Annotated in this window: 17 protein-coding genes; 10 read left to right on the plus strand and 7 right to left on the minus strand. The window is 66.4% G+C overall.

Annotation, left to right across the window (positions count from 1 at the left end):
* Positions 1-127 precede the first annotated feature (127 nt).
* Positions 128-1,201 (plus strand): L-dopachrome tautomerase-related protein, encoded by a 1,074-nt coding sequence (locus AAF604_05165; GenBank protein MEM7049024.1) that lies wholly within the window; start codon positions 128-130, stop codon positions 1,199-1,201.
* Between the two features lie 80 nt (positions 1,202-1,281).
* Positions 1,282-1,863, plus strand: coding sequence for a hypothetical protein (locus AAF604_05170; protein ID MEM7049025.1), 582 nt, complete (start codon positions 1,282-1,284; stop codon positions 1,861-1,863).
* Between the two features lie 18 nt (positions 1,864-1,881).
* Here the strand turns inward: AAF604_05170 and AAF604_05175 are convergent, their stop codons facing one another.
* The gene (locus AAF604_05175) at positions 1,882-4,149 is read right to left on the minus strand and encodes an ABC transporter substrate-binding protein (GenBank protein MEM7049026.1); all 2,268 of its coding nucleotides are present in this window, start codon (positions 4,147-4,149) and stop codon (positions 1,882-1,884) included.
* 159 nt (positions 4,150-4,308) lie between these two features.
* Here AAF604_05175 and AAF604_05180 point away from each other — a divergent pair, with 159 nt between their 5' ends.
* Entirely contained in the window at positions 4,309-4,713 is a 405-nt protein-coding gene (locus AAF604_05180) for a PIN domain-containing protein (protein MEM7049027.1), read from the plus strand.
* A 66-nt stretch (positions 4,714-4,779) separates the two neighbouring features.
* Here the strand turns inward: AAF604_05180 and AAF604_05185 are convergent, their stop codons facing one another.
* Complete coding sequence (locus tag AAF604_05185) at positions 4,780-7,212, minus strand: DUF305 domain-containing protein (GenBank protein MEM7049028.1); 2,433 nt, start codon at positions 7,210-7,212, stop codon at positions 4,780-4,782.
* Between the two features lie 152 nt (positions 7,213-7,364).
* On the opposite strand from AAF604_05185, the gene AAF604_05190 reads away from it, so the two are divergent.
* Entirely contained in the window at positions 7,365-8,378 is a 1,014-nt protein-coding gene (locus AAF604_05190) for a spondin domain-containing protein (GenBank protein ID MEM7049029.1), read from the plus strand.
* Positions 8,379-8,512: 134 nt separating this feature from the next.
* Here the strand turns inward: AAF604_05190 and AAF604_05195 are convergent, their stop codons facing one another.
* The gene (locus AAF604_05195; GenBank protein ID MEM7049030.1) at positions 8,513-9,403 is read right to left on the minus strand and encodes a hypothetical protein; all 891 of its coding nucleotides are present in this window, start codon (positions 9,401-9,403) and stop codon (positions 8,513-8,515) included.
* 304 nt (positions 9,404-9,707) lie between these two features.
* On the opposite strand from AAF604_05195, the gene AAF604_05200 reads away from it, so the two are divergent.
* Entirely contained in the window at positions 9,708-11,642 is a 1,935-nt protein-coding gene (locus tag AAF604_05200) for a hypothetical protein (protein MEM7049031.1), read from the plus strand.
* A 29-nt stretch (positions 11,643-11,671) separates the two neighbouring features.
* Here AAF604_05200 and AAF604_05205 read toward each other — a convergent pair whose 3' ends face one another.
* The gene (locus AAF604_05205) at positions 11,672-12,706 is read right to left on the minus strand and encodes a hypothetical protein (GenBank protein ID MEM7049032.1); all 1,035 of its coding nucleotides are present in this window, start codon (positions 12,704-12,706) and stop codon (positions 11,672-11,674) included.
* Positions 12,707-12,929: 223 nt separating this feature from the next.
* Entirely contained in the window at positions 12,930-14,087 is a 1,158-nt protein-coding gene (locus AAF604_05210; protein ID MEM7049033.1) for a cyanophycinase, read from the minus strand.
* A gap of 199 nt (positions 14,088-14,286) precedes the next feature.
* Here AAF604_05210 and AAF604_05215 point away from each other — a divergent pair, with 199 nt between their 5' ends.
* The 4 genes from AAF604_05215 to AAF604_05230 are packed head-to-tail and all read left to right on the plus strand — an operon-like array spanning position 14,287 to position 18,388.
* Positions 14,287-15,150, plus strand: coding sequence for an FAD binding domain-containing protein (locus AAF604_05215; protein MEM7049034.1), 864 nt, complete (start codon positions 14,287-14,289; stop codon positions 15,148-15,150).
* Positions 15,150-15,659, plus strand: a complete 510-nt coding sequence (locus AAF604_05220) for a (2Fe-2S)-binding protein (protein MEM7049035.1) — start codon at positions 15,150-15,152, stop codon at positions 15,657-15,659. Before AAF604_05215 ends, AAF604_05220 begins: the two co-directional genes overlap by 1 nt.
* Before the next feature lie 13 nt (positions 15,660-15,672).
* On the plus strand, positions 15,673-17,940 hold the full coding sequence (locus AAF604_05225; GenBank protein ID MEM7049036.1) for a xanthine dehydrogenase family protein molybdopterin-binding subunit: 2,268 nt from the start codon (positions 15,673-15,675) through the stop codon (positions 17,938-17,940).
* Between the two features lie 19 nt (positions 17,941-17,959).
* Positions 17,960-18,388, plus strand: coding sequence for a DMT family transporter (locus AAF604_05230; GenBank protein ID MEM7049037.1), 429 nt, complete (start codon positions 17,960-17,962; stop codon positions 18,386-18,388).
* A gap of 6 nt (positions 18,389-18,394) precedes the next feature.
* Here the strand turns inward: AAF604_05230 and AAF604_05235 are convergent, their stop codons facing one another.
* Entirely contained in the window at positions 18,395-18,781 is a 387-nt protein-coding gene (locus tag AAF604_05235; GenBank protein ID MEM7049038.1) for a PIN domain-containing protein, read from the minus strand.
* Entirely contained in the window at positions 18,778-19,068 is a 291-nt protein-coding gene (locus tag AAF604_05240) for a prevent-host-death protein (protein ID MEM7049039.1), read from the minus strand. Before AAF604_05240 ends, AAF604_05235 begins: the two co-directional genes overlap by 4 nt.
* A gap of 134 nt (positions 19,069-19,202) precedes the next feature.
* On the opposite strand from AAF604_05240, the gene AAF604_05245 reads away from it, so the two are divergent.
* Positions 19,203-20,138: a hypothetical protein gene (locus AAF604_05245; protein MEM7049040.1), complete on the plus strand. Its 936-nt coding sequence runs from the start codon at positions 19,203-19,205 to the stop codon at positions 20,136-20,138.
* Positions 20,139-20,162: the final 24 nt, after the last annotated feature.

Raw genomic sequence — 20,162 nt, forward strand, 5'->3', positions numbered from 1 at the left:
CCCCCACCCCCACCCCCTCCTCGGCGCGAATCCGCCTTTCACCTCGCCGATTGAAATCCCCTTGCTGGCCCCATAGGCTTCGCCTCGTGCCATCGCCCGGACGATCTGACGCCTCCAGGAGCCCGACATGAAGCCGATTTTTCTCGCCGCCCTCCTCCTCGTTGGCCTCACCCCGGCCACCGCCAGCGACCTCGAGCTGGTCGCCGGTCTCGGCGCCGAGACGCCACCGGGCAATATCGCCATCGGCCCCGACGGACGCATCTTTCTCAGCGTGCACGGCTTCTACGGCCAGCCGATCAAGGTGGTGGAGCTACTCGAGGACGGCTCGACCCGTCCCTATCCCAACGCCACCTGGGCCTTCGCGCCCAAGGACGGTGGCAACGGCCTCTATGGGGTGCTGGGTCTCAATGTCGATTCGAAAGGCATCCTCTGGCTCCTCGACACCTCTGGCGAGAACCGCGCCGGGCGTCTGATCGGCTGGGACACTCGCGCCGAGAAGCTGCACCGCATCGTCTACCTGGCGGCACCGGTGATCCGCCCCGAGTCCTTCCTCAATGACCTCGCCATCGATGCCGAGAACGGTTTCGTCTACATCGCCGACACCGCCGGCGCCGACACCGCCGCCCTCGTCGTGGTCGACCTCGACACCGGCCAGGCGCGGCGGGTCCTCGAGGGCTCGCGGTACACCGTCGCCGAGGACATCGACATGGTGATCGACGGCCGCACCATGGAGCTCGGTGGAGCGCCGGCGCGCCTCGGTATCAACCCGATCACCCTGTCGCCGGACAACCAGTGGGTCTACTTCGGGGCCATGACCGGCACCAGCCTCTACCGGGTCCGGGGCGCAGACCTGCGCAATTCCAAGCTGACCTCGAAGCAGCTCGCAGAACGCGTCGAGCGCTACGGCGACAAGCCGATCTCGGACGGCATCACGGTCGACGGCGGCGGCAACGTCTACATCACCGCCATCACCGAGAACGCCATCGGCGTGGTCGGCAGCGACGGCGAGTACCGGCAGCTCTTTCAGCGCCAAGATCTCGCCTGGCCAGACGGCTTCGCCTACGGCCCCGATCATCAGATCTACGTCACCGTCAACGAGCTCCACCGCTCGCCGGTGCTCAATGGCGGCGAGAACGGAAGCCGGGGTGAGCTCAAGGTGATGCGCTTCGACGCCTTGGAACAGGGCAAAGTCGGTCGCTGAGGGCGAGCTCATCCTTTCGCGCGAGGACTCCGTAGTCCCCCCGAGTCACGATCCACAGAGCATTCGGGAAGGAGACGGAGATGGCAGGAAAAAAGGACGACAAACCCAAGGGTGGCGACAAGCCGAAAGGTGGCGGCAAGCCGAAGATCAAGACCGTCGAGCGGCCGCGGTGTGAGCGCAGTCAGAGGGGTCGCCTGCTGGTCTACGGAGATGCTGCCCTCCCACCGAAGAAGCGGCCTCAGAAGCTCAACAAGGGCGCCCTGAGGCCAGCCCGGTTTCGTATCGAAATCACCGTCATCAGTCAGTCCGACTGCGACCCCGCGGAGCCCAAGCGCTGCGAGTACAAGTACCGCGCCATCGTCGAGCTGCAACAAAAGGTCGGCCGCAGGTGGCAGCGGTTCAAAGGAGCCACGGCGGTCATTCAGAGCCTGAAGATCGGCGCTCCGGTCAACCTCACCGCAACGCCGGAGAAGAAGGACCGAACCCAGATCAACGTCGGTACCAACCTGCCCGTCGCCCCGAAGATCGCCAAGGTCGACGTCACCGCGCTGGTGCGGGTCACCAACGGCCCCGGTGGCACCGAGTCGGCGGTCGGCTCGCTGATGCTGGTGGTCCCGGGGGACGTCGAACCCATCTGCCGGGGCAAGGGAAAGAAGAAGTAGGGCTGACGCCGGTGATCGCTAGAGCTTGAGCTCGGAGTAGCGACCGGAAGCGTCGAGGACGGTTCCCCAAACCTTCGAAGAGGCCTGATGGCGCTCGGGCCCGAAGGCCAGCTCGGTTCCGATCCCGGGATCGAGCTGGAGGGACTCGATGGCGCTCAAGAACGACTCCATCGAGAGGGACTCGTCGCTGCGCCGCAGGGCTTCGGCGAAGACCTCCGCCGCCAGGTAGCCCTCGAGGGAAACGAAGCCGGGCTGCTCCGCCGGGAAGTGACGCCCCAAGAGCTCGCGGTAGCGAACCACGCCCGGGGCGAGGGACTCCGGATGGGGCACCACCTGGCTGACGATGACCCCTTCGGCATAGCGACCCCCGAACCCGGCGAGCTCTTCCGCCAGGGCCCGACTGCCGACGAAGGAGAGGTTGGCGAAGGCCGGCTCGAGGCCGAGATCGACGAGGCGCCGGATGAACTCCGCCGCCGGCCGGTAGGTCGCCGCCATGACGATGCCGGCGATCTCGCCGTCGTGGCGCTCGATGCCGGCCACCGCCGAATCCACATCGCGAGTGTTGCGCCGGTAGCCGACGCGCAGGGTCGGTCCCTCGTAGCCGCGCTCGGCGAGGGCGGCACGCACGCCTTCATAGCCGGCGTCGCCATAGCCGTCGTCCTGAGCGAAGACGGCGATCTGCGAGGGCTCCAAGCCGCGCCGATCGAGGAAATAGGAAACCAGTGCGGCGGTCTCTTCGGCATAGCTGGCGCGGTAGTTGAAGACATAGCGATCGGGGGGCTGGCGCCGCAAGAGATCGGCGCCGGAAAAGGCACCAAAGAACGGCACTCCCTGCTCAAGAGCCAGCGGCACCGCCACCGCGGCGGTGGGTGTGCCGACATTGCCGACGACGGCGAAAACCTGTCGCTCGAGCAGCAGATCGACCATGTTGCTCACCGCCCGATCCGGCTCGTAGGCGTCGTCGAGGGCGATCAGCTCGAGCTCGCGGCCGTGAATGCCACCGTTGGCGTTGATCTCCCGAAACGAGGTCTCGATGCCGGTTTGCATGCCCCGGCCGAGCTCCTTCGCCGGACCCGAAAAGGCTGCGCTCATGCCGATCGCGATCTTGCCCTCTCGGACTCCGCGCGTCGCCACCTCACCAGCCGTCGCCGCCTCGTCGCTGGCCGGGCCACGGGAGCTGGACCACCAGAAGAGTCCGCCCACTAGCACCAAAGCCAAAACCAGCAAGGGCACCGCCAGGCGACCAGCCCAGCCCTTGCCAGAAGACTCGGTCACGCCACCGCCCTTCTGCATCAGAACTGTTGGGGGAATCTCGGAGCCAACACTCGAGCTCGGATGGCTGGGACCGTCACCGACCGCCTCATCGAGAGCCGCCACCAGCTCCCGCGTTGAAGCGAAACGGTCTTCCGGCCGGATCGCCATCGACCGGGCGATCACCTCGGCCAACGCGGGGTGCCGCGACAGCAATCCGAGGTCGAGCTGCGGCGGCTTCTGCATCTGCTGTACCAACACCGAGTGAGGCGTCTGCCCGGAGTAAGGCCGGTACCCGGTGACCATGAAAAACAGAATGGCGCCGAGAGCGTAGATATCCGAACGCGGGCCGGCGTCGGCCGGCGATTCGATCTGTTCCGGAGCGATGAAACCGGGGGTCCCCATCAGCAGACCGACCTGGGTCAAGCGCGTGGCATCGCTCTCCTCGAGGGTGCGCGCAATCCCGAAGTCGAGCACCTTGAGGGTTTCGGGAGCGCCGGTCCGCGAGGAGACGAAGAGGTTGTCGGGCTTGAGGTCGCGGTGCACCAAACCGTTCTCGTGCGCCGCCCCGACCCCGGCACAGGCCTGGCGCATCCAGCGCACCGCGTCGCCGAGGGGCAGGCCCTGCTGCTTCGGCACCAGGGTGCTCAAGGGCTGGCCGGTCAAGAACTCCATGACCATGAAGATCATGCCGGTGTCGGTGTTGCCGAAATCGATGATGCTGACCACGTTGGGGTGGTTGAGCTGGCTCAGCACCCGCGCCTCCTGGAAGAAGCGCGAAATCATCGACGGCATCGCCTGCACCGAGGGCAGCAGCACCTTGACCGCCACATTGCGGCCGAGGGGCATCTGCTCGGCCCGGAAGACCGCCCCCATGCCACCGGCGCCGATCTGCTCCTCGAGCCGATAGGTGTCTTTGAGGACGGTGCCGATCAGCGGATCCGAGTCCTGCTGTGCCTGCACCAGCACCGTGCCGTCGCCCGGGCACCGCTCACCGTCTTCGAACTCTTTGCCGCACAGCGGACAGTACTTCACGCCTAATCTCCGAGTTGTTCCCGACCGGGCCGATTCTAGCCCTACCGCAAAAGGCGCCGAACTCGGCACCGATGTCTCAAACTGGTAGGGGAGGTCCCGGCCCACTCGACAAGCACGATCGAGGCAGTTCCGCGGCGGGCTGGCGAGCGAGCGCTGACCATGCAGATCGGAATCGACACGTCGGTCGTCGTACGAATCCTGGCAGGGGAACCTCAGCACCTCGCCATGGTCGCCCTCGAATTCGTACTCCGCAACTTGCGGACCGGCAATCGAATCCTGGTCTCGAATCTCGTGCTTGCCGAAACCTACTTCGCCTTTCAGCACCATTACGGCGCAGCGAAAGCTGACACGCTCGACGCTCTGACGAATTTCGTTTCGAGCCCCGGCGTCGACGTCAGTCCCGGAGCTCTCGAAGTACTACAAACGCCCGGCCTCGCGACCGCAAAGCCCGGATTCGTCGACCGCTTGATCCTCTCCGAATACCGTCTCGCGCAGGCTGAACAGGTGGCGACTTTCGAGCAGAGCGCGGCTCGCCTGCCGAAGGTTCGAGTCTTGAAACCCTGAGGCGGTCCGCTCTCGGCCCGATCAACTCAGATCGGCCTGCGAGGCGTCGCGGAGAGGCCCAGGTCCTCACCTCAAGCGGGCCGCAATCCCTCCCAGCACGTCACCGAGGGCCGACCGGCGGTGCTCGGTGGCGTCCTTGTCGTCGCCGGACGATTCCCGCACGCTGGCGGCGAGGGCTTCGAGCTCTCCAGCCAGGGAAGCGTTGACGGTTTCGCTGGCGAGGGCTTCGTCGGCACGATCGAGAGCCTTCTTCAGACGCGAGCCCAGGGACTTCGAGAGTGTTTCGCCACGGCCGAGCTGATCGATGTAAGCCCGCGCCACCACCGGCTCCGCCGGCCAGTCGACGCGGAACTGTTGTTGCGGATTGAAGATGTCGCCCTGATCGGCGATCGCCGCGGCGGCGATCTCGTTGGCGCTCAGATACTCACTGGGGGTGAGCGCCAGCACGTCGAGGCCGCGCACCATCTCGGTGCCGTAGATCTTGTCGCCGTACCAGTAGGTCGACCAGAAGCCACCGACGATCATCTCGTCGACGTCGATCGGACCGCGGTCGAAGTAGGCGATCTCCACCGCCTGGGCGGAGTCGGTGAAGTCGATCACCGACAGGCCACCCTGATACCAGGCCTGCACGAAGATGTCGCGCCCCGGAACCGGCACGATCGAGCCGTTGTGGGCAACGCAGTTCTCCTCCTCGAGCTGCGGCGCCGGCATCTTGAAGTAGCCGCGGAACTCGAGCTTCCTGTCGACGATGTCGTAGATGGCGTCGGCGCCCCAGGTCATGGGATCGAAGGAGCGACAGCGCGGCCGCCCGCCACCACCCCACTCGTCCGTGAATAGAACCTTGGTGCCGTCGTTGTTGAAGGTCGCCGAATGCCAGTAGGCAAACCCCTTGTCGACCACCACATCGATGCGCTGTGGGTTGAGGGGATCGCGGATGTCGAACAGGATGCCGTTGCCGGAGCACGCCCCGGCGGCGATCTTCTTCTCGGGGAAGACGGTGATGTCGTGGCAGTGGTCGGTCTGGTTGGTTTCCTGCGTGTCGTCACCATGATCGCCGCCGCGCCACAGGCCGGCGAGGACGCCCTCGTCGGGATCAGCGAACACCGCCGGGCTGGCGACGATGCGAGCCTGGGAGGGGTCGGCCACCGGAATCTCGACGACATCGATGCGGAACAGGGCGGTGCGGTCATCGCCCGGGGACTCGTCGAAGCAGCCCTCGAGCTCGTCCGCCTCGCGTACCGAAGCCGTACCCGAGTTGTAGACGACGATCTTGCCGTCCTCCCCCGGACCCGAGACCACCGAATGAGTGTGGGATCCGCGGCAGGTCTGCACGGCGCCGACCTGGCGCGGGCGGGTGAGGTCCGAAATATCGAAGATGCGCAGACCGCGGAAGCGCTCGGTGCTGACGTCCTCGGAGACCCCTTCGAGGCCACAGTCGAGACGCCCGCGGGTCTGCTCGACGGACATGATCAGCAGATCGCCGACGATCGAAACATCCCCCTGGCCGCCAGGGCAGACCACCGAGCTGAGGTGATTCGGCAGGCCCGAGGCGTCCAGCCGGTAGACGTTGAAGCCGTGGTAGTTGCCGGCCACCAGCACATCGCCCGAGAACGCCATGTCGGAGTTCGAGAAGCTGAGCAGCGGATAGCGGTCGTCGTCCTCGTCGCCGCTTTCTTCCTCCCCTTCCTCCTCCCCCTCTTCACCTTCTTCACCCGGCACCTCAGGAGAAAGGCCGGCCGGATTCGCCGGATCGAAGAACCCCGGCGGCTTCGCCAGGGAGGCCACCAGCTCGAGGTTGAGAATCGCCTGTTCGGCATCGAAGAGGCCCGCCTCGAGACCCGCCCGCGGGTCTTCCGACAACCCCACCATCAGCGCGTTCATGCGCTCGATCTCGGTGGTCTGATCGTTGACGACGTCGGAGGTGAACTCGAAAAGCACCGGATCGTAAGCCGAGCCCGGTTGCTCGTGCAGCTCGTCCACCATGGTGACCGCGCCCTCGTGGTGGGTGATCATGAGCTCGAGGAAGAGGCGGTCGAAGGCGATGCCCTCGGCCGCCCCCAAAGCCGTCATCTGCTCCGGCGTCGCCATTCCCGCCATCGTGTGGTGGGTGTGCATGGCGTGGTGGGCGGAGGGTTCCGGCACCTCTTCACCGCGCTCCCGCAGCCATTGCTGCATGAACTCGATCTCGTCGCCCTGGGAGGCGTTGATCCGCCCGGCCACATCGAGCAGCTCGGGACGATTGGTGCGCTCACCCACCAAAGCCGCCATCTCGAGCGCCTGGTGATGATGCGGAATCATGTCCTGCATGAAGCGGACGTCGGCCGGCGAGTAGCTGGTGTCGGCAATCTCGACCGCCTGCTCGGCACTCAGTTGGCGCGGCGCCTCACCGGGGGCTCCCGGCTGGATGATCGGCGCCTGGGCCAGGGAAGGACTGGCCAGAGGCAACAGGATGAGGGCACAGCAAAGGGAACGAAGTGGATCTCTGAAGATGGTGGTCAAGGGGCTTCCTCCGCCGAGCTCGGCCTGGGTCCAACCGGTTGATCGAAGATTATCAATCTACCAAACGGGCCACAGCACCGAACCAGCGCGTCGTCCGTATAGGCTTCGCGAGAGGGAACCTGCCGTTCTGCGCTGCCCAGGAGGAACTGACCATGACTCGAGACCGAGCCCCCATCAACCCGCTGGCCAAGGCCCTACCCCTGGTGCTCGCCTGTGCTCTCCTCGGCCCGCCGGCCTCGGCCGAGGATTCAACCGCTCAGTACACGGTGCGCTTCGACGCCACCTGGTCGTCTCGTACCCATCCCGGCGGCTTTCCACCAGGGCCCCATTTCTCGCCCTTGATCGGCGCCACCCACGATGAAGCGACGAAGTTCTGGCAGAACGGCACCCTGGCGAGCCACGGCATTCGGCGCATGGCGGAGGAAGGGCGCAGCAACCCGCTGGCCAATGAGGTGCGGGACGCCATCGCCGCCGGCCAGGCCGACCAGGTCTTGCAGGGCGGGGGCATCTTCCCGTCGCCGGACTCGATCGAGCTTGATTTCGAGGTCGACGCAGCGTTCCCGGCGGTGACCTTGGTGTCGATGATCGCGCCCAGCCCGGACTGGTTCGTCGGCGTCTCGGCCGTCTCCCTGCGCGAGGAAGACACCTGGGTGAGCCGGAAAGTGGTAGAGCTCTTCGCCTACGACGCCGGCACCGACAGCGGCACGACCTTTCTGGCAGACGACGTGGTGACCTTCCCGGCGGTTCCGGTCTCCCGCATCGCAAGCGGCTCGCTCGGCAACGGCGTCCCCCTGGGCACTTTCACCTTCACCCGCACCGACGCTCCGGAGCCACCGCCGCTGGCGCTGCGCGACGGCCGCTTCGAGATCCGCATCGGCTGGGAGCGCCCGAACGGCGAACGCGGCGTCGCCACCGGCACGGCCCTGAGCGAGGACTCCGGCACCTTCTGGTTCTTCGACGCCAAGAATGTCGAGCTGCTGGTCAAGGTGATCAACGCCTGCGAGGAGTTCGACCGTTACTGGTTCTTCGCCGCCGGCCTGACCAACGTCGGGGTCGAGATCGAGGTCGAGGACACCGAGCGCGGCGTCCTCCAGCGCTGGGTGAACCCGGTCGATCAGGCATTCCTGCCGATTCAAGCCACCGAGGCCTTTGCGACTTGCCCCTGAGGGCAGAGGCGCTGGGAAGGGGGTTCTGGCGGGGAGAGTCGAGCGCTCGATGGCAGGCTGCCGGAGCCGAAGGCGAGGGTTGAAGAGGCTCCGGGTCGAGCGGCAGACCCGGTCCCTTCGCTAGCGGAAGCTAGCTAGTTGAGAATGGGAATGGTGTGGGGCTCGCCTTCCACCGGGTCGACCGGCTCCACCTCGACATCCGGATCGTCCGGGCAGTCTTCGCAAGGCTCCGTCTCGTGCTCGGCACAGTTGTTCGAGAACTCGATGTAGTTGATTTGCTCGGGCGTCGGTCCCTGGCTGTAGCCGGGGTGGAAGCTGCCCGAGAATCCGGGATGGTTGTTGATGTAGTGGGTGTTGCTCGCCTGGATGGTGCTCGCCGGCACGCCCGAGTTCGGATCCCCGACGTCCAGAATGAGGTTCCCACCGCCAGAAATGCGCGTGAAGGTGAACTTCGGAACCACCGTCAGGCTGCTGTCGAAGGTGCCACCGCCGGAGTAGGTCTTGGTCGCGGTCAGCGAGCCCCAGGGCTGAGGCGCCTCGTCCGACAGGCCGACATGGACATCCCAAAGATCCCAGGACGAACCACCGAAGTACGTCACCGTGATCGGGTTGACCGACACCAGGCTGAGCCCGTGAATCTTGATCGCCACCGTGTCGGAATCTCCAACGCTGCCCGGATTGGGATCCTTCTTGCGATGGATCGAGGTGTCGGCGATCGCCGGCAGGCCCTGTCCCGCGCCCGGTCCGAAGGGTTCACCGGTGCAGTCGATGACGTAGGTCTGGGCGTCGGAGCCCGGACCGAAGAAGCCCGCCGGCATGTCGAGCGTGACGCTCGTGTTGCCCGAAGTCTGCCAGTAGTCGTACTTCTTGTTCAGCGGCAGATAACGGACCGGACCCACCGGGAGCGTCGTCGTGGTGGTGGTCGTGACGGTGGGCCGGAGCTGGGCGACAGACTCGCTCGGGACCGCCAGAGGTACCGACAGGACCATCACCATGACGAGCGCCAGCCGAAGTAAACGATTCATACAACTTCCTCCTTGTTTTTCCCCGAGGCTCGGTTATCGAGCCTCTACTCAGAAGAAGCGAGAAACGGCGACGGTATGAAGTCCCGCGGCAAACAGAAGTTTCTTTGCCGATTGTCGAAAATGGCGCGAAAGGGCTCGTTTCTGTCGATCTTGGCTCCCAAGCCGGTCTTTTGAATCCCTAGACTGCCGCTATCGAACGGGCATCGAAGGACTGCCGTGAGATGCACTCCTCTCGGCGCGCGCAGAGCGCCGAGTGGCGATAGCAATCCATCCAAGCCGAGGCGATTCATACGGGAGCTTCACCATGAGAACCAGCCTGCGCGTAGCTTTCACTCTGTTCATCATCGGATTGACGATCTCATCCCCGAGCCAGTCGCAAGTTCTTCTCGATACGCAAACCGACGGAATGAGTCGGGTCGTTTCCTTCGACGATGGCTCGTTCGTCACTCTCTGGCAGCGCGACCAGAGCTTCGAGGGCTGGCAGTTGATGAGTCGTGCCGTCACCGACTCGACCCCGGGGACACCTTTCGCGATCGGTGTACCGATCACGATTCCAGGATTCGCCGCGGCCGCCGGACCGGACGAGATTCTGGTCGTCTGGCAGGACGGCGCCGGCCGACTGCGGGGCCAGATTCTCGATTCGAAGGGTGAGCCCGTCGAGCTCGAATTCACCATCGACAGCCCTTCCCAACCGCTCCGCAGCGTCGCCGTCGACGGCCACGACACGGGATTCACCGTCGCCTGGACGAACTTCTTCGGATCCGTCTTCGCTCGGCACTTCGACCTCGGGGGTGACCCGACCAGCGAGCGAGTCCTGGTCTTCGAGGGAGCAGTCGGCCAAAGTAGCGAGAATCTGGCCGACAGAGCCGAGATTGCAACCCAGGGTTCCACGTCGCTGGTCGCCTTCACCAGCTCTAGACGTAGCATCGATGCCTTCGAGAGCTTCCTGATCACGCGGCCGATCCTCGCCGACGGATTGCTCGGCGCTTCGACGACCCAACTGCGAGGTACGACGCCAATCCGTCATCCCGAGATCGCTGCCCTACCGGAGGGTGGCTTCGTTCTCACCTGGAGTCGCCAAGGCGCGGAGCCAGAGGGAGGGATTTGGGTCCAGAAGCTCGACCCGGACGGCACGACGGCGAGCCCTGCCCAGCGCATCGCCGCCACGGCGAACGGCGACGACCTGAGGTTTCCCCGAGCCGCCGTCTCGAACGCCGGCCCCGTCCTCGTGACCTGGGAGGATCACACCGGGACTTTCGCCGCCGGCAGCTTCCCGAAGGTGATCGGCCGATTCCTCGACGCCGCGCTGGCTCCGCTCGGCGAGATCTTTCCGGTGGAGCCTTCGAGGAACTCCAGCGAGACCGGGGCAGACGCCGCCTTCACCGCGACGAACGAGGCCACGATCACTTACTTCGCCGACGCACCCCAGCCGCAGTTCACCGTCCCCCTGCCCGAAGTCGAAACCGGCCTGCTCGCCCGACCGGTCCGCACCGCCTGCCAATCCAATGTCCACCAGGCCTGTTTGATGGACGGTCGTTTCTCCGTTCGGATCGAGATCGAGGGCGAAGAGTCCCCTGGCGCGGCCACGGCACAGCCCCTGACTCAGAACACCGCCGGATTCTGGTTCTTCAGCGCCGACAATCTCGAGGTCCTCGTCAAAGTCCTCGACGGCCGCCCGGTCAACGACCACTACTGGGTACTCTTCGGATCGATCTCCAACTTGCCCTACTCGGTAGTCGTCGAGAACACTGCAACTGGCCAGGTGCGGCGCTTTTCGAATCCCGCCGGAACCCTCGCCAGCCAGGCCATCACGAACGCTTTTCCCGACGATGGCTCTGCCCTCGATTCGCCCCGGCCGCAGCTCGACGTGCCAGACGGCAACTGCAGCGACGAACCGACGGCCGCCCTCTGCCTGACCGACACCCGCTTTCGAGCGACGGCCGAGTGGATGGATCCCCGCAGCGGTCGAACCGGAATCGCCACCGGCCGCCTGATCTCAGAAAACAGTGGTGCCTTCTGGTTCTTCGGGCCGGAGAACCTCGAGATCATTCTGAAAGTCCTCGATGGCCGCAGCTCGAACGGCCACTTCTGGACCTTCGTCGGCTCCCTGACCGATGTCGAAGTCTTGCTCCGTGTCGAGGACATGGTCACCGGTGGAAACTGGACCTATCGCAAGCCGCCCTTCGTGCTCGAGAGCCACGCCGACACCGAAGCGCTGCCGGCACCAGGCCAGAACTGACGGCGCTCCGACAGCGCCGTCAAGCCCCTCTAGTCGCCGACTCGAGCCTGGGTCAAGACTTCGTCGCTCATCAAGCTCACCCAATGGGCCAGGCGCTCGGCCAGGCCGTGGCCCAGGCTGAGGGCGTTCGGCAAAGGACTGGTGAAGGTGACCTCGGTGCCGTTGAGGCTCTCGCCGGAAGATAGCCGGATCTCGAAGTCGATGGCATTGCGATACTGGTTCTGAACCATCACCGCGCTGCCGTGATCGCCGACCGTCGCCGTCGCCGAGGAGCGGTTGGTGAGCCCCGCCCGGGCGGCGGTGATCTCGATCACGATTTCCGCCGCCTCGGCCGTCTCGGACCAGCGCAGGGAGCTGCGATGCTTTTCCTGAGCGGCCTGCCGGAATCCCGCCACCGCCAGCTTCGGCTTCATGGCACGCCAGCCTCCCGGCGAGGTTTCGGGATCGCGGGAAAAGAGATGGACCGTCCGCGCCCTCGCAACCACCTCGAGCTGCCCTTGGACCGCTGCTGGAAGCTCTACCGGAGCCGTCGCGGCGGCGACGCGGGCGGGGTTCTTCTTGGCCCATTTGTCCGCCCGTCGAGCGATCGCGGTGCCGAGGTTCGACCACCAGCATCCACCCTGCGTTCCCACCACGGCGCGCAGCGTTTCGTCGAAGCTCGCGGACCACAGGCGAGCTTCGAGGAGACAGTGGTCCGTTTGCAGCGTTTCGCTGGTCGCGGTCGCCGAAGAGCCCCTCGAATTGACCGTCGTCGAGACCTGGGTCGGTAGCTCGGTGGCGAAGCCGTCGGCTCGACCGAGCCCCCCGAGGGCGAGGAAGAGACGCGCTTCTCCGGGATCCGAGACCACCCGCAGACGTTTGTTCAACTTGCGCTCGAAGAGCTCGACGGCGGCATCCCGCGCCTGGTAGCGATCGGCCACTTCGAGCGCCACGACCCCCGAGTCCTCGGCATCGACATAGACGAAGATCGGCACCGTGTTCTGAGACTTGCGGGCGGCGTCCAGCGGCGCCGCTGCGAGCAGTAAGAAAAGACCCAACGCAATCAACCCACCGAGACGATTCATCGCACGTCCTCCCAGTTCCGCTTGACGGTCCATGGCAGCGCTGCCGTCGAGGAGCGCTTCGCTGCCAACGGGTTGCAAGGCAGGAGCCAAAAAGAAACGCCTTGAACTTCAGTGGGCCGGGGCAGAGTCGCGGACACCAGCGCGCATCCCGGCGAGAAGAAACCGAGCATTTCGCGCGCCAGCGAGCAGCGGTGGTCCGCCCAACCCGGACTGACGTCGCGGACTAGGGCGAATCGACCCGGGTCAGAACTTCCATCCCATCGCCGCGCCCGAGCCGGAGCAGCGTGGCGCCTTCATCGCGCTGCAGGAAGCTCAGCCGCTGACCGTTGGCGGCATCCAGGAAGGTGCTCTCCGAAGTCGCCTCGAGGGGGCGCCGGGCACGGCGTACGGACTCGAGATGAAGCTGGCCGTTCTCGATCGCGATTTCGAGCTGGCGTTCGCCGGCCTTGTAGGTGCCCACCCAACGCCGCAGGAGAGCCGGCTCGACCTCGACCTCGACCTCGAGCTGCGGTAGCCAAAACTCCTGCGGTCCCTCCGAGGAGCGGGTCGCCACCCGGCCGGCGAGCTCGAACTGGTCACCCGGAGCCAGGAAGTAGAAACCCTTGTCGGAGCGCCCCCGGGCGGCGGTCGAGCGGCGCCCGTCGTAAATCGCCACGTAACCTCCCATGACCTCGAAGCGGTCGCGCAAGACGACGATCGCCGCCCCTTCGTCGAGGCCGATGCCGAGAACCTCGGGATGAGCCTCGACGATCTCCAGGAGATCGAAATGGCGGTTGCGGCGCAGCAGATGCTGATCGATGGCGACGTCCTTCAAGTAACCCAATCCTTCCTGGTGATCGCCCATCATGATCATGTTGCCGCGCGTGTCACCGCGCGCCAGAAAGGAGCCCAGGATGGTCGCCCCGGCCGAGGAGCCGCCGATCACCCCACCGCGTTCGAGAACGCCGCGCAAGGCGGCTTCGCTCTCGGTCCCCATGTAGAGGTCGACCAGACGCCACTGACGACCGCCACCGAAAAAGACGCCGGCGGCTCGCCGAATCACCTCGACGAACTCTTCCGAGTCGGCCTCGGCGCGATCCTTGGCGTGCAGGAGCCGAGTGTTGGTGGCACCCGCGGCCTGGAAGCCGGCGAGAGCCCAGCCGGCGAAGTCCGGCCCGTACTCCGGCAGGCCGACGGCCGAGGGAATGTAGACGATCGGAGCATCGCGGCCACCGGCGAGCTCGATGAACTTGCGGTAGATCTCAGGCGAGATCTGACCGCCTCCGATGGCCACCAGCGAGCCATTCGGCGGTCCCACCGATTGCCCCTGGAGGGTCGCGGGGCCCAGCCAAGGGGCGAGGGTCATGGCGAGCGTAAGAGCGATCTGAAAGCGACCTGTCATGGCGATTCTCCTCTCGAATCGGTCGGGCCATCGACTCCGCAATCGGTTCCAAGCGGTGCCTGCGCTGAAGCCCTTGGCGACCCTAACAGGCGCTTCCGAGCCCGCGCCCACCGGCCGGGCGCAATGCCCCGAATGATAAAGTTCGGCAGGAGCTCGACATGCCCAAACCAGGGAAACGACACGATCGACGAGGTTTCGCATGCTAGGAGATCCCTCGTTTCCCGCCGCCTCTCAGCGCTTTTTTCAGCCCAGCAGCATCGCCGAAGCGCTCGCCCTCAAGGGGCGCTTGGGAAAAGCCGCGAGCTTTCTCGCCGGCGGCACGGATCTGGTGGTGGGGGTGCGCAAAGGTCGTCGCCAGCTCGACACCTTGATCGATCTCAGCCGAGTCCGCGGCCTCGATGAGCTCGAGCCCAGCGGGGACCGCCTGAGGATCGGCGCCATGTGCCGCCTGCGCAGGCTCGAAAGCTGCTCTGTCGACGCCCTGGCTGCCGCCTGCGCCACCGTCGGCGGACCTCAGATTCGCAATCTGGGGACGATCGGCGGCCAGCTCGATACGGCCTCGCCGGCCGGCGACGTCTCCACCGCCCTGATCGCCCTCGAAGCCGAGGTCGAGCTGGCATCCGTCGACTCCGGTTCCCGACGCCTCCCCCTCGCCGACTTTTTCCTGGCGCCCGGCAAGACGGATCGCGCCGACGACGAGATGATCGTCGCCGTCGAGGTGCCGACGAACCGGCGCTCGTCTTTCTACAAGATCGGCAAGCGCAACGCCGTCGCCATCTCGCTGGTGATGGCCGCCGCCTCGATCGGCCCGGCGGGCGACGTCGCCCTCGGCCTCGGCTGTGTCGCGCCGAAGCCGCTACGACCGCGCCGGGCCGAGGCTCACCTCCGGCAGGCCGCGGTGATCGACTCCACCGCCATGACAGAAGCCGCCCGCCTGGTGGGCGAAGAAGTGAGCCCGATCGACGACCACCGCGGCGGCGCCGAGTACCGCCGCTCCATGGCCGTCACCTTGACCCACCGATTGCTCAGTGAGCTGATCGACATCACCCCGGGAAACGCCTGATGCTCGAGACCGCCCCCGACGTCCGTCGCGACGACACCTCGACCTGGACCCTGCGCTGCCGCATCAACGGCGAGCCGGTCGAGGTCGAGATCGACCCCCACGAGACCATCTACGACACCCTGCGCGAGCGCCTCCGCCTGACCGGCACCAAAGGCGCCTGCCTCGAAGGCGAGTGCGGCAGCTGCACCATCCTGGTGGAGGGTGAACCGGTCACCTCCTGCCTGGTGATGGCGCCGCAGATGGAGGGTAAATCGTTGGTCACCATCGAGGGCCTGGCCGAGGGCGACCAGCTCCATCGGGTCCAGCTGAGCTTCGTCGAAGCCGGAGCGGTGCAGTGCGGCTACTGCACTCCAGGCCTGCTGATGACGGCGGCCGCCCTGCTCGAAGCCAATCCGCGCCCCAACGCCGACGAGGTGCGCGAGGGGCTCGCCGGCAACCTCTGCCGCTGCACCGGCTACGCCAAGATCATCGACGCCGTGATCGCGGCCTCCGACACCGGCGAAGCCTGAAGCCCGAACCATCGTGAACCACCCCGCGCCCTCCTGGATCGGACAGTCCGTCCTGCGCCGCGACGTCGCCGGCAAGGTCAACGGCGAGACCCGCTACGGTGGTGATCTGAAGGGCCCCGAGGTGCTCAGCGTGGCGGTCATCCGCAGCCCCCACCCCCACGCCGAGATCCGGTCCATCGACACCCGGGCGGCGCGCCGCGCTCCCGGTGTGCTCGAAGTGCTGGGGGCGGACGACCTCGGCGGGGTCAATCTCCACGGGCTGATCCATCGCGACCAGCCGGTGTTCTGCGACTCGCGAGCCCGCTACCTGGGAGACGCCCTCGGCATCGTCGTCGCCGAAACGCCGGCGCAAGCCGCCGCCGCCACCCTCCTGGTGGAAGTCGACTACCGACCGCTGCCGATTCTCGCCACCATGGACGACGCCCTCGCCGAGGGCGCACCGGCCATCCATCCCGCCGGCAACATCATGTCGACCCAGTTGATCCGCAAGGGCAACGCCGACGCCGCCATCGCCACCGCCGATGCGATCGTGCAGACCCGGCTCAAAACGCAGTGTGTCGACCACGCCTTCCTCGACATCGAGGCGGGATACGCCCGCCTGGTGGACGACGTCGTCGAGATTCACGCCTCCGGCCAGTGGGTGCACGAGGAGCGCCGCCTGATCGCCCTTTCGCTAGGCCTGCCGGTCGAAAAGGTGCGCCTCATCCAGCCGCCGACGGGCGGCGCCTTCGGCGGCCGGGAAGACATCTCGATCCAGATCTACCTCGGCCTCGCCGCCCTGCGCTTCGGCCGGCCGGTGCGCATTCAGTACACCCGCGAGGAATCGATGGTGGCGCGCCACAAGCGCCACCCGATGGAGGTCGAGTACACCCTCGCCGCCCGCGCCGACGGCACCCTGACGGCCGCCCGGGTGACCATCCGCTGCGACGAAGGCGCCTACGCCTCGACCGGGCCGGCGGTGCTGCGCAAGGCGGCGAGCCACGCCACCGGCCCCTACCGCGTGCCCAACGTCCACGTCGACGCCATCGCCGTGTTCACCAACAACAACCCCACCGGCGCCATGCGCGGCTTCGGCGCCTGCCAGATGGGTATCGCCTACGAGAACGCCCTCGCCGCCCTGGCCCGGCGCCTCGACATGGATCTGGTGGACCTCAAGCGCAAAAACCTGATCCGTGACGGCGACGCCGTCACCACCTCGCAGATCATTCCGGTGGCCAGCCCGATTCACTGCCTCGAGGCGGCGGCCGAACGCCTCGACTGGGAGAACCGCAGCTACGACCAACCGGCGCCACACCTGCGGCGCGGCTACGGCATCAGCGCCATCTGCTTCGGCGTCGGCTACGGCGACAGCTACCCGGATGCCTCGCGGGCGCGCGTCCGGCTGCTCGCCGGCGGTGGCGCGGAGGTCTTCTCCGGCGGCGTCGAAGTCGGCCAGGGCCTGCACAACCTGATGGCCCAGATCGTCGCCGAAGAGCTCGGTCTGACGCCGGACGAGGTCGCGGTCACCGCCTCCGATACGGCCGAGACTCCCGAGTCGGGCTCGTCGTCGGCGACCCGCCAGACGGTCTTCACGGGCAACGCCGTCAAGCTCGCCGCCGGCGAGGTGCGGCGCCAGCTCCTCGACGTCGCCGCCGCCGAGCTGCACCTGCACTGGGAAGAGCTGAAGGTGGAGGACGGCTGGGTGATGGCGGTCGCCGACGGCGGGCCCCGCATCACCCTCGCCGACCTGGTGACCACCGCCCACCGCCGCGGCTACGACCTCGACATGACTTCCGTCTACCAGCCGCGCACGGTGAAACCGGACCCCGACACGGGCCTGTCGCCGCGCGCCTTCATGACCTACATGTTCGCCAGCCACGCCGCCGAAGTGGTGGTCGACCTGGAAACCGGAGAGGTGGTGGTCGAGCGTCTGATCGCCGTCCACGATGTCGGCAAGGCGATCAATCCGCGCGAGGTGGCCGGCCAGATCGAAGGCGGCGCCGCCCAAGGGCTGGGAATGGCGCTGATGGAAGAGGTGATCACCGACCAGGGCGAGATCAAGAACGCCAGCTTCACCGACTACCTCATTCCCACCATCGCCGACGTCCCCTGGATCGAGTCGATCATCCTCGAACGTCCCGACCTCGAGGGTCCCTATGGCGCCCGCGGCGTCGGCGAGCCGCCCTTGATCGGCACCGTCCCGGCAGTCCTGGGGGCGATCAGCGACGCCATCGGGGCACCGATCAGCGAGACTCCGGCCACCGCCGAGCGGGTCTGGTCGGCGATCCATCGCAGAGCCTAGCCCCGGGAAACCCATCGCCATGTGGATCGCCTTGCTCCTGTCGATCATCGTCGGCACCGCCATCGTGGTGCAGAACGGCGCCAACGCTCATCTGATGAAGAACAGCAGCCTGTGGCTGCTGCTGGCCGTCGGCAATCTGGTCGCGGCGGGACTCTCGGCGGCGTTTTTCTTGACTCAGCGCAAGGGCGAAGTGCTGGCCGACCTCTCCCGCCTGCCGCCGCTGGTGTTGGTGCCGGCAGTCTGTGGCTTTGCGATCACCGCCGGCATGCCGCTGGCGATCGAGCGCCTCGGCGTGTTCAAGACGGTACTACTGGTGATCGCCTGCCAGATCCTCGCCGGCATCGCCTGGGATCGCTTCGTCACCGAAACCGCCGTCGCCGGCAACCAGCTCTTCGGTGCCGCCCTCATCCTCGGTGGCGTCCTGCTGGTCCTCAAGCCGGCCGGGTGACTCGCCTCACAGCGGATTCAGCGCGAATCCCAAGGCCCGAGCGGCCTGGGCAAACCTCTCATCGTAGGTCGCAATCTCGACCTCGAGCCCCCGCCCACGCAGGAAGTCGGCCGAAGCCAGGTGCAGGGCGTCCGAGGTTCGCAAGGCCGCTGGAAAGGGCTTCAACGCACGTTCCAAAACCGGCGCGCTGAGCTCGAGGAAGGCGAGCCGAGCGGTCAACTCCGCCGCCAGCTCGCCATGGCTGCTCTCCAGACCACGGGCGTGAAGACGAGTCCAGAGCTCATACTCGAGCAAGCGACTCGCCACCAGCGTCTCGCGCCACAGCGCATCCGGCGGCGACCGGTCCTCAGCGAGCAGATGAGCCAGAGCAACCGATGTGTCGAGGTAGATCAACGATCGGACCGATCGTCGGCCAACTCCGCAAGGAGTCTCTCGAGCGGCGCCACCGGAAGGCGTCCAGGGATCTCGCCGAGCTCACCCACCGGGGCCGTGAGCCAGCCTTGGCGAACGGCATCGGCCAGGACCGCATCCGATAACTCGCGACTACGCGACGGGCGAGGTGGACTCAGTTCGGCAACCACCTTGTCTCGATCGGTCACCAGGACCGTTTCACCGCTGGCCGCCAAGCGCACGTACTCGCTCAGCCGGTTCTTGAGGACTTTGATTCCTACGGATCGCATCCTCCAATAGTAGCCACCAGTAGCTACTTTCAGCAAGGGGCGAGCCGGTCCGAGCGGAGAAACATCCCCGCCCCCGCCGACGTTCTGAAGTCGAAAGGGACCTCTGACATTGGATTGCAACGGGAGATTCTCCGATGGTTCTTCGACGCTCGCTTTCCGCCCTCCTGCTCGCAGGCCTCGCGCTGACCGCCGAAGGCGAAATCCTCGGGGGCTCGTTCCCGGGAATCGACTTCGGTGACACCGAGAAGTCCGTCCGCGCTGCCCTGAAATCGGCCTGCACCAAGCTTTCGACCGTCGCGGTCGAGCCGCCGAGCCTGCCGATCGCCGAGACCTCCGAGAGCCATCTCGTCTGTCTCGGCTACCAGTCCCAAGGCGTCGAGCTCGGCGAGGTCGCCTTCACCTTCGCCGATGACGGGCTCGCCCTCATCGAGGCCCGCCGCGGCGCCATCGAATCCTTGCTTCCCAAGGCCGGCGAGCACAACGCCTCCCTCGGCGGCTATGACGCCTATCTCTCGACCTGGACGGTCGCTCATGCGGACGAAGACGCCGTCTGGGCCTTGACCGAAGCGGCGGCGCGCTCCTATCTCTTCCTGTGGCGGAATCCGGACCTGCCTTCCAACCCCGAGCCTCGCTCCAGCCACCGCCCGAGCATCGCGGCCCCCAAGATCCTCGAGTTCGGCGCCGACCTCGAGACCATGACCGAACGCTTATCGGCGGCCTGTCAGGGCATCAGCACCGAGGAGATCGCCGAGCCTTGGCTACCCTCGAAGCCTCGGCGCCAAACTCAGATCAACTGCTTCGGCCACCGCTTCGCGGGCTACCCGAGGAAGATCGAAGCGGTCTTTGGGGACGGTCGCCTCGAGCTGGCCTGGATCTTGACCGGCAAGGGCGAGGAAGACCGCATCCGCCAGGCGCTGATCGCCGCCCACGGCCCGGCCGAGATCGTCAGCCAGAACTACGAGGCCTTCGCCGGCGGCCGCATCGCCCTGCGCAAAGACAAACCGGAGGTCTTGCTGCTCTCGGAGCCGCTGGTGCCCCTCTATCAGGCGACCTTCGCCGGCGACGATTAGCCCGACCTCAGGGCGAGCCCACGG

It is taken from the genome of Acidobacteriota bacterium, from assembly GCA_039028635.1.
Lineage (GTDB): Bacteria > Acidobacteriota > Thermoanaerobaculia > Multivoradales > JBCCEF01 > JBCCEF01.

Coding starts and splice junctions, on each gene's coding strand:
- AAF604_05230 (MEM7049037.1), top strand. CDS start 17,960: ATGTGGATCGCCTTGCTCCTGTCGATCATCGTCGGCACCGCCATCGTG.
- AAF604_05220 (MEM7049035.1), top strand. CDS start 15,150: ATGCTCGAGACCGCCCCCGACGTCCGTCGCGACGACACCTCGACCTGG.
- AAF604_05205 (MEM7049032.1), bottom strand. CDS start 12,706: ATGAATCGTCTCGGTGGGTTGATTGCGTTGGGTCTTTTCTTACTGCTC.
- AAF604_05245 (MEM7049040.1), top strand. CDS start 19,203: ATGGTTCTTCGACGCTCGCTTTCCGCCCTCCTGCTCGCAGGCCTCGCG.
- AAF604_05215 (MEM7049034.1), top strand. CDS start 14,287: ATGCTAGGAGATCCCTCGTTTCCCGCCGCCTCTCAGCGCTTTTTTCAG.
- AAF604_05180 (MEM7049027.1), top strand. CDS start 4,309: ATGCAGATCGGAATCGACACGTCGGTCGTCGTACGAATCCTGGCAGGG.
- AAF604_05165 (MEM7049024.1), top strand. CDS start 128: ATGAAGCCGATTTTTCTCGCCGCCCTCCTCCTCGTTGGCCTCACCCCG.
- AAF604_05190 (MEM7049029.1), top strand. CDS start 7,365: ATGACTCGAGACCGAGCCCCCATCAACCCGCTGGCCAAGGCCCTACCC.
- AAF604_05170 (MEM7049025.1), top strand. CDS start 1,282: ATGGCAGGAAAAAAGGACGACAAACCCAAGGGTGGCGACAAGCCGAAA.
- AAF604_05210 (MEM7049033.1), bottom strand. CDS start 14,087: ATGACAGGTCGCTTTCAGATCGCTCTTACGCTCGCCATGACCCTCGCC.
- AAF604_05200 (MEM7049031.1), top strand. CDS start 9,708: ATGAGAACCAGCCTGCGCGTAGCTTTCACTCTGTTCATCATCGGATTG.
- AAF604_05240 (MEM7049039.1), bottom strand. CDS start 19,068: ATGCGATCCGTAGGAATCAAAGTCCTCAAGAACCGGCTGAGCGAGTAC.
- AAF604_05195 (MEM7049030.1), bottom strand. CDS start 9,403: ATGAATCGTTTACTTCGGCTGGCGCTCGTCATGGTGATGGTCCTGTCG.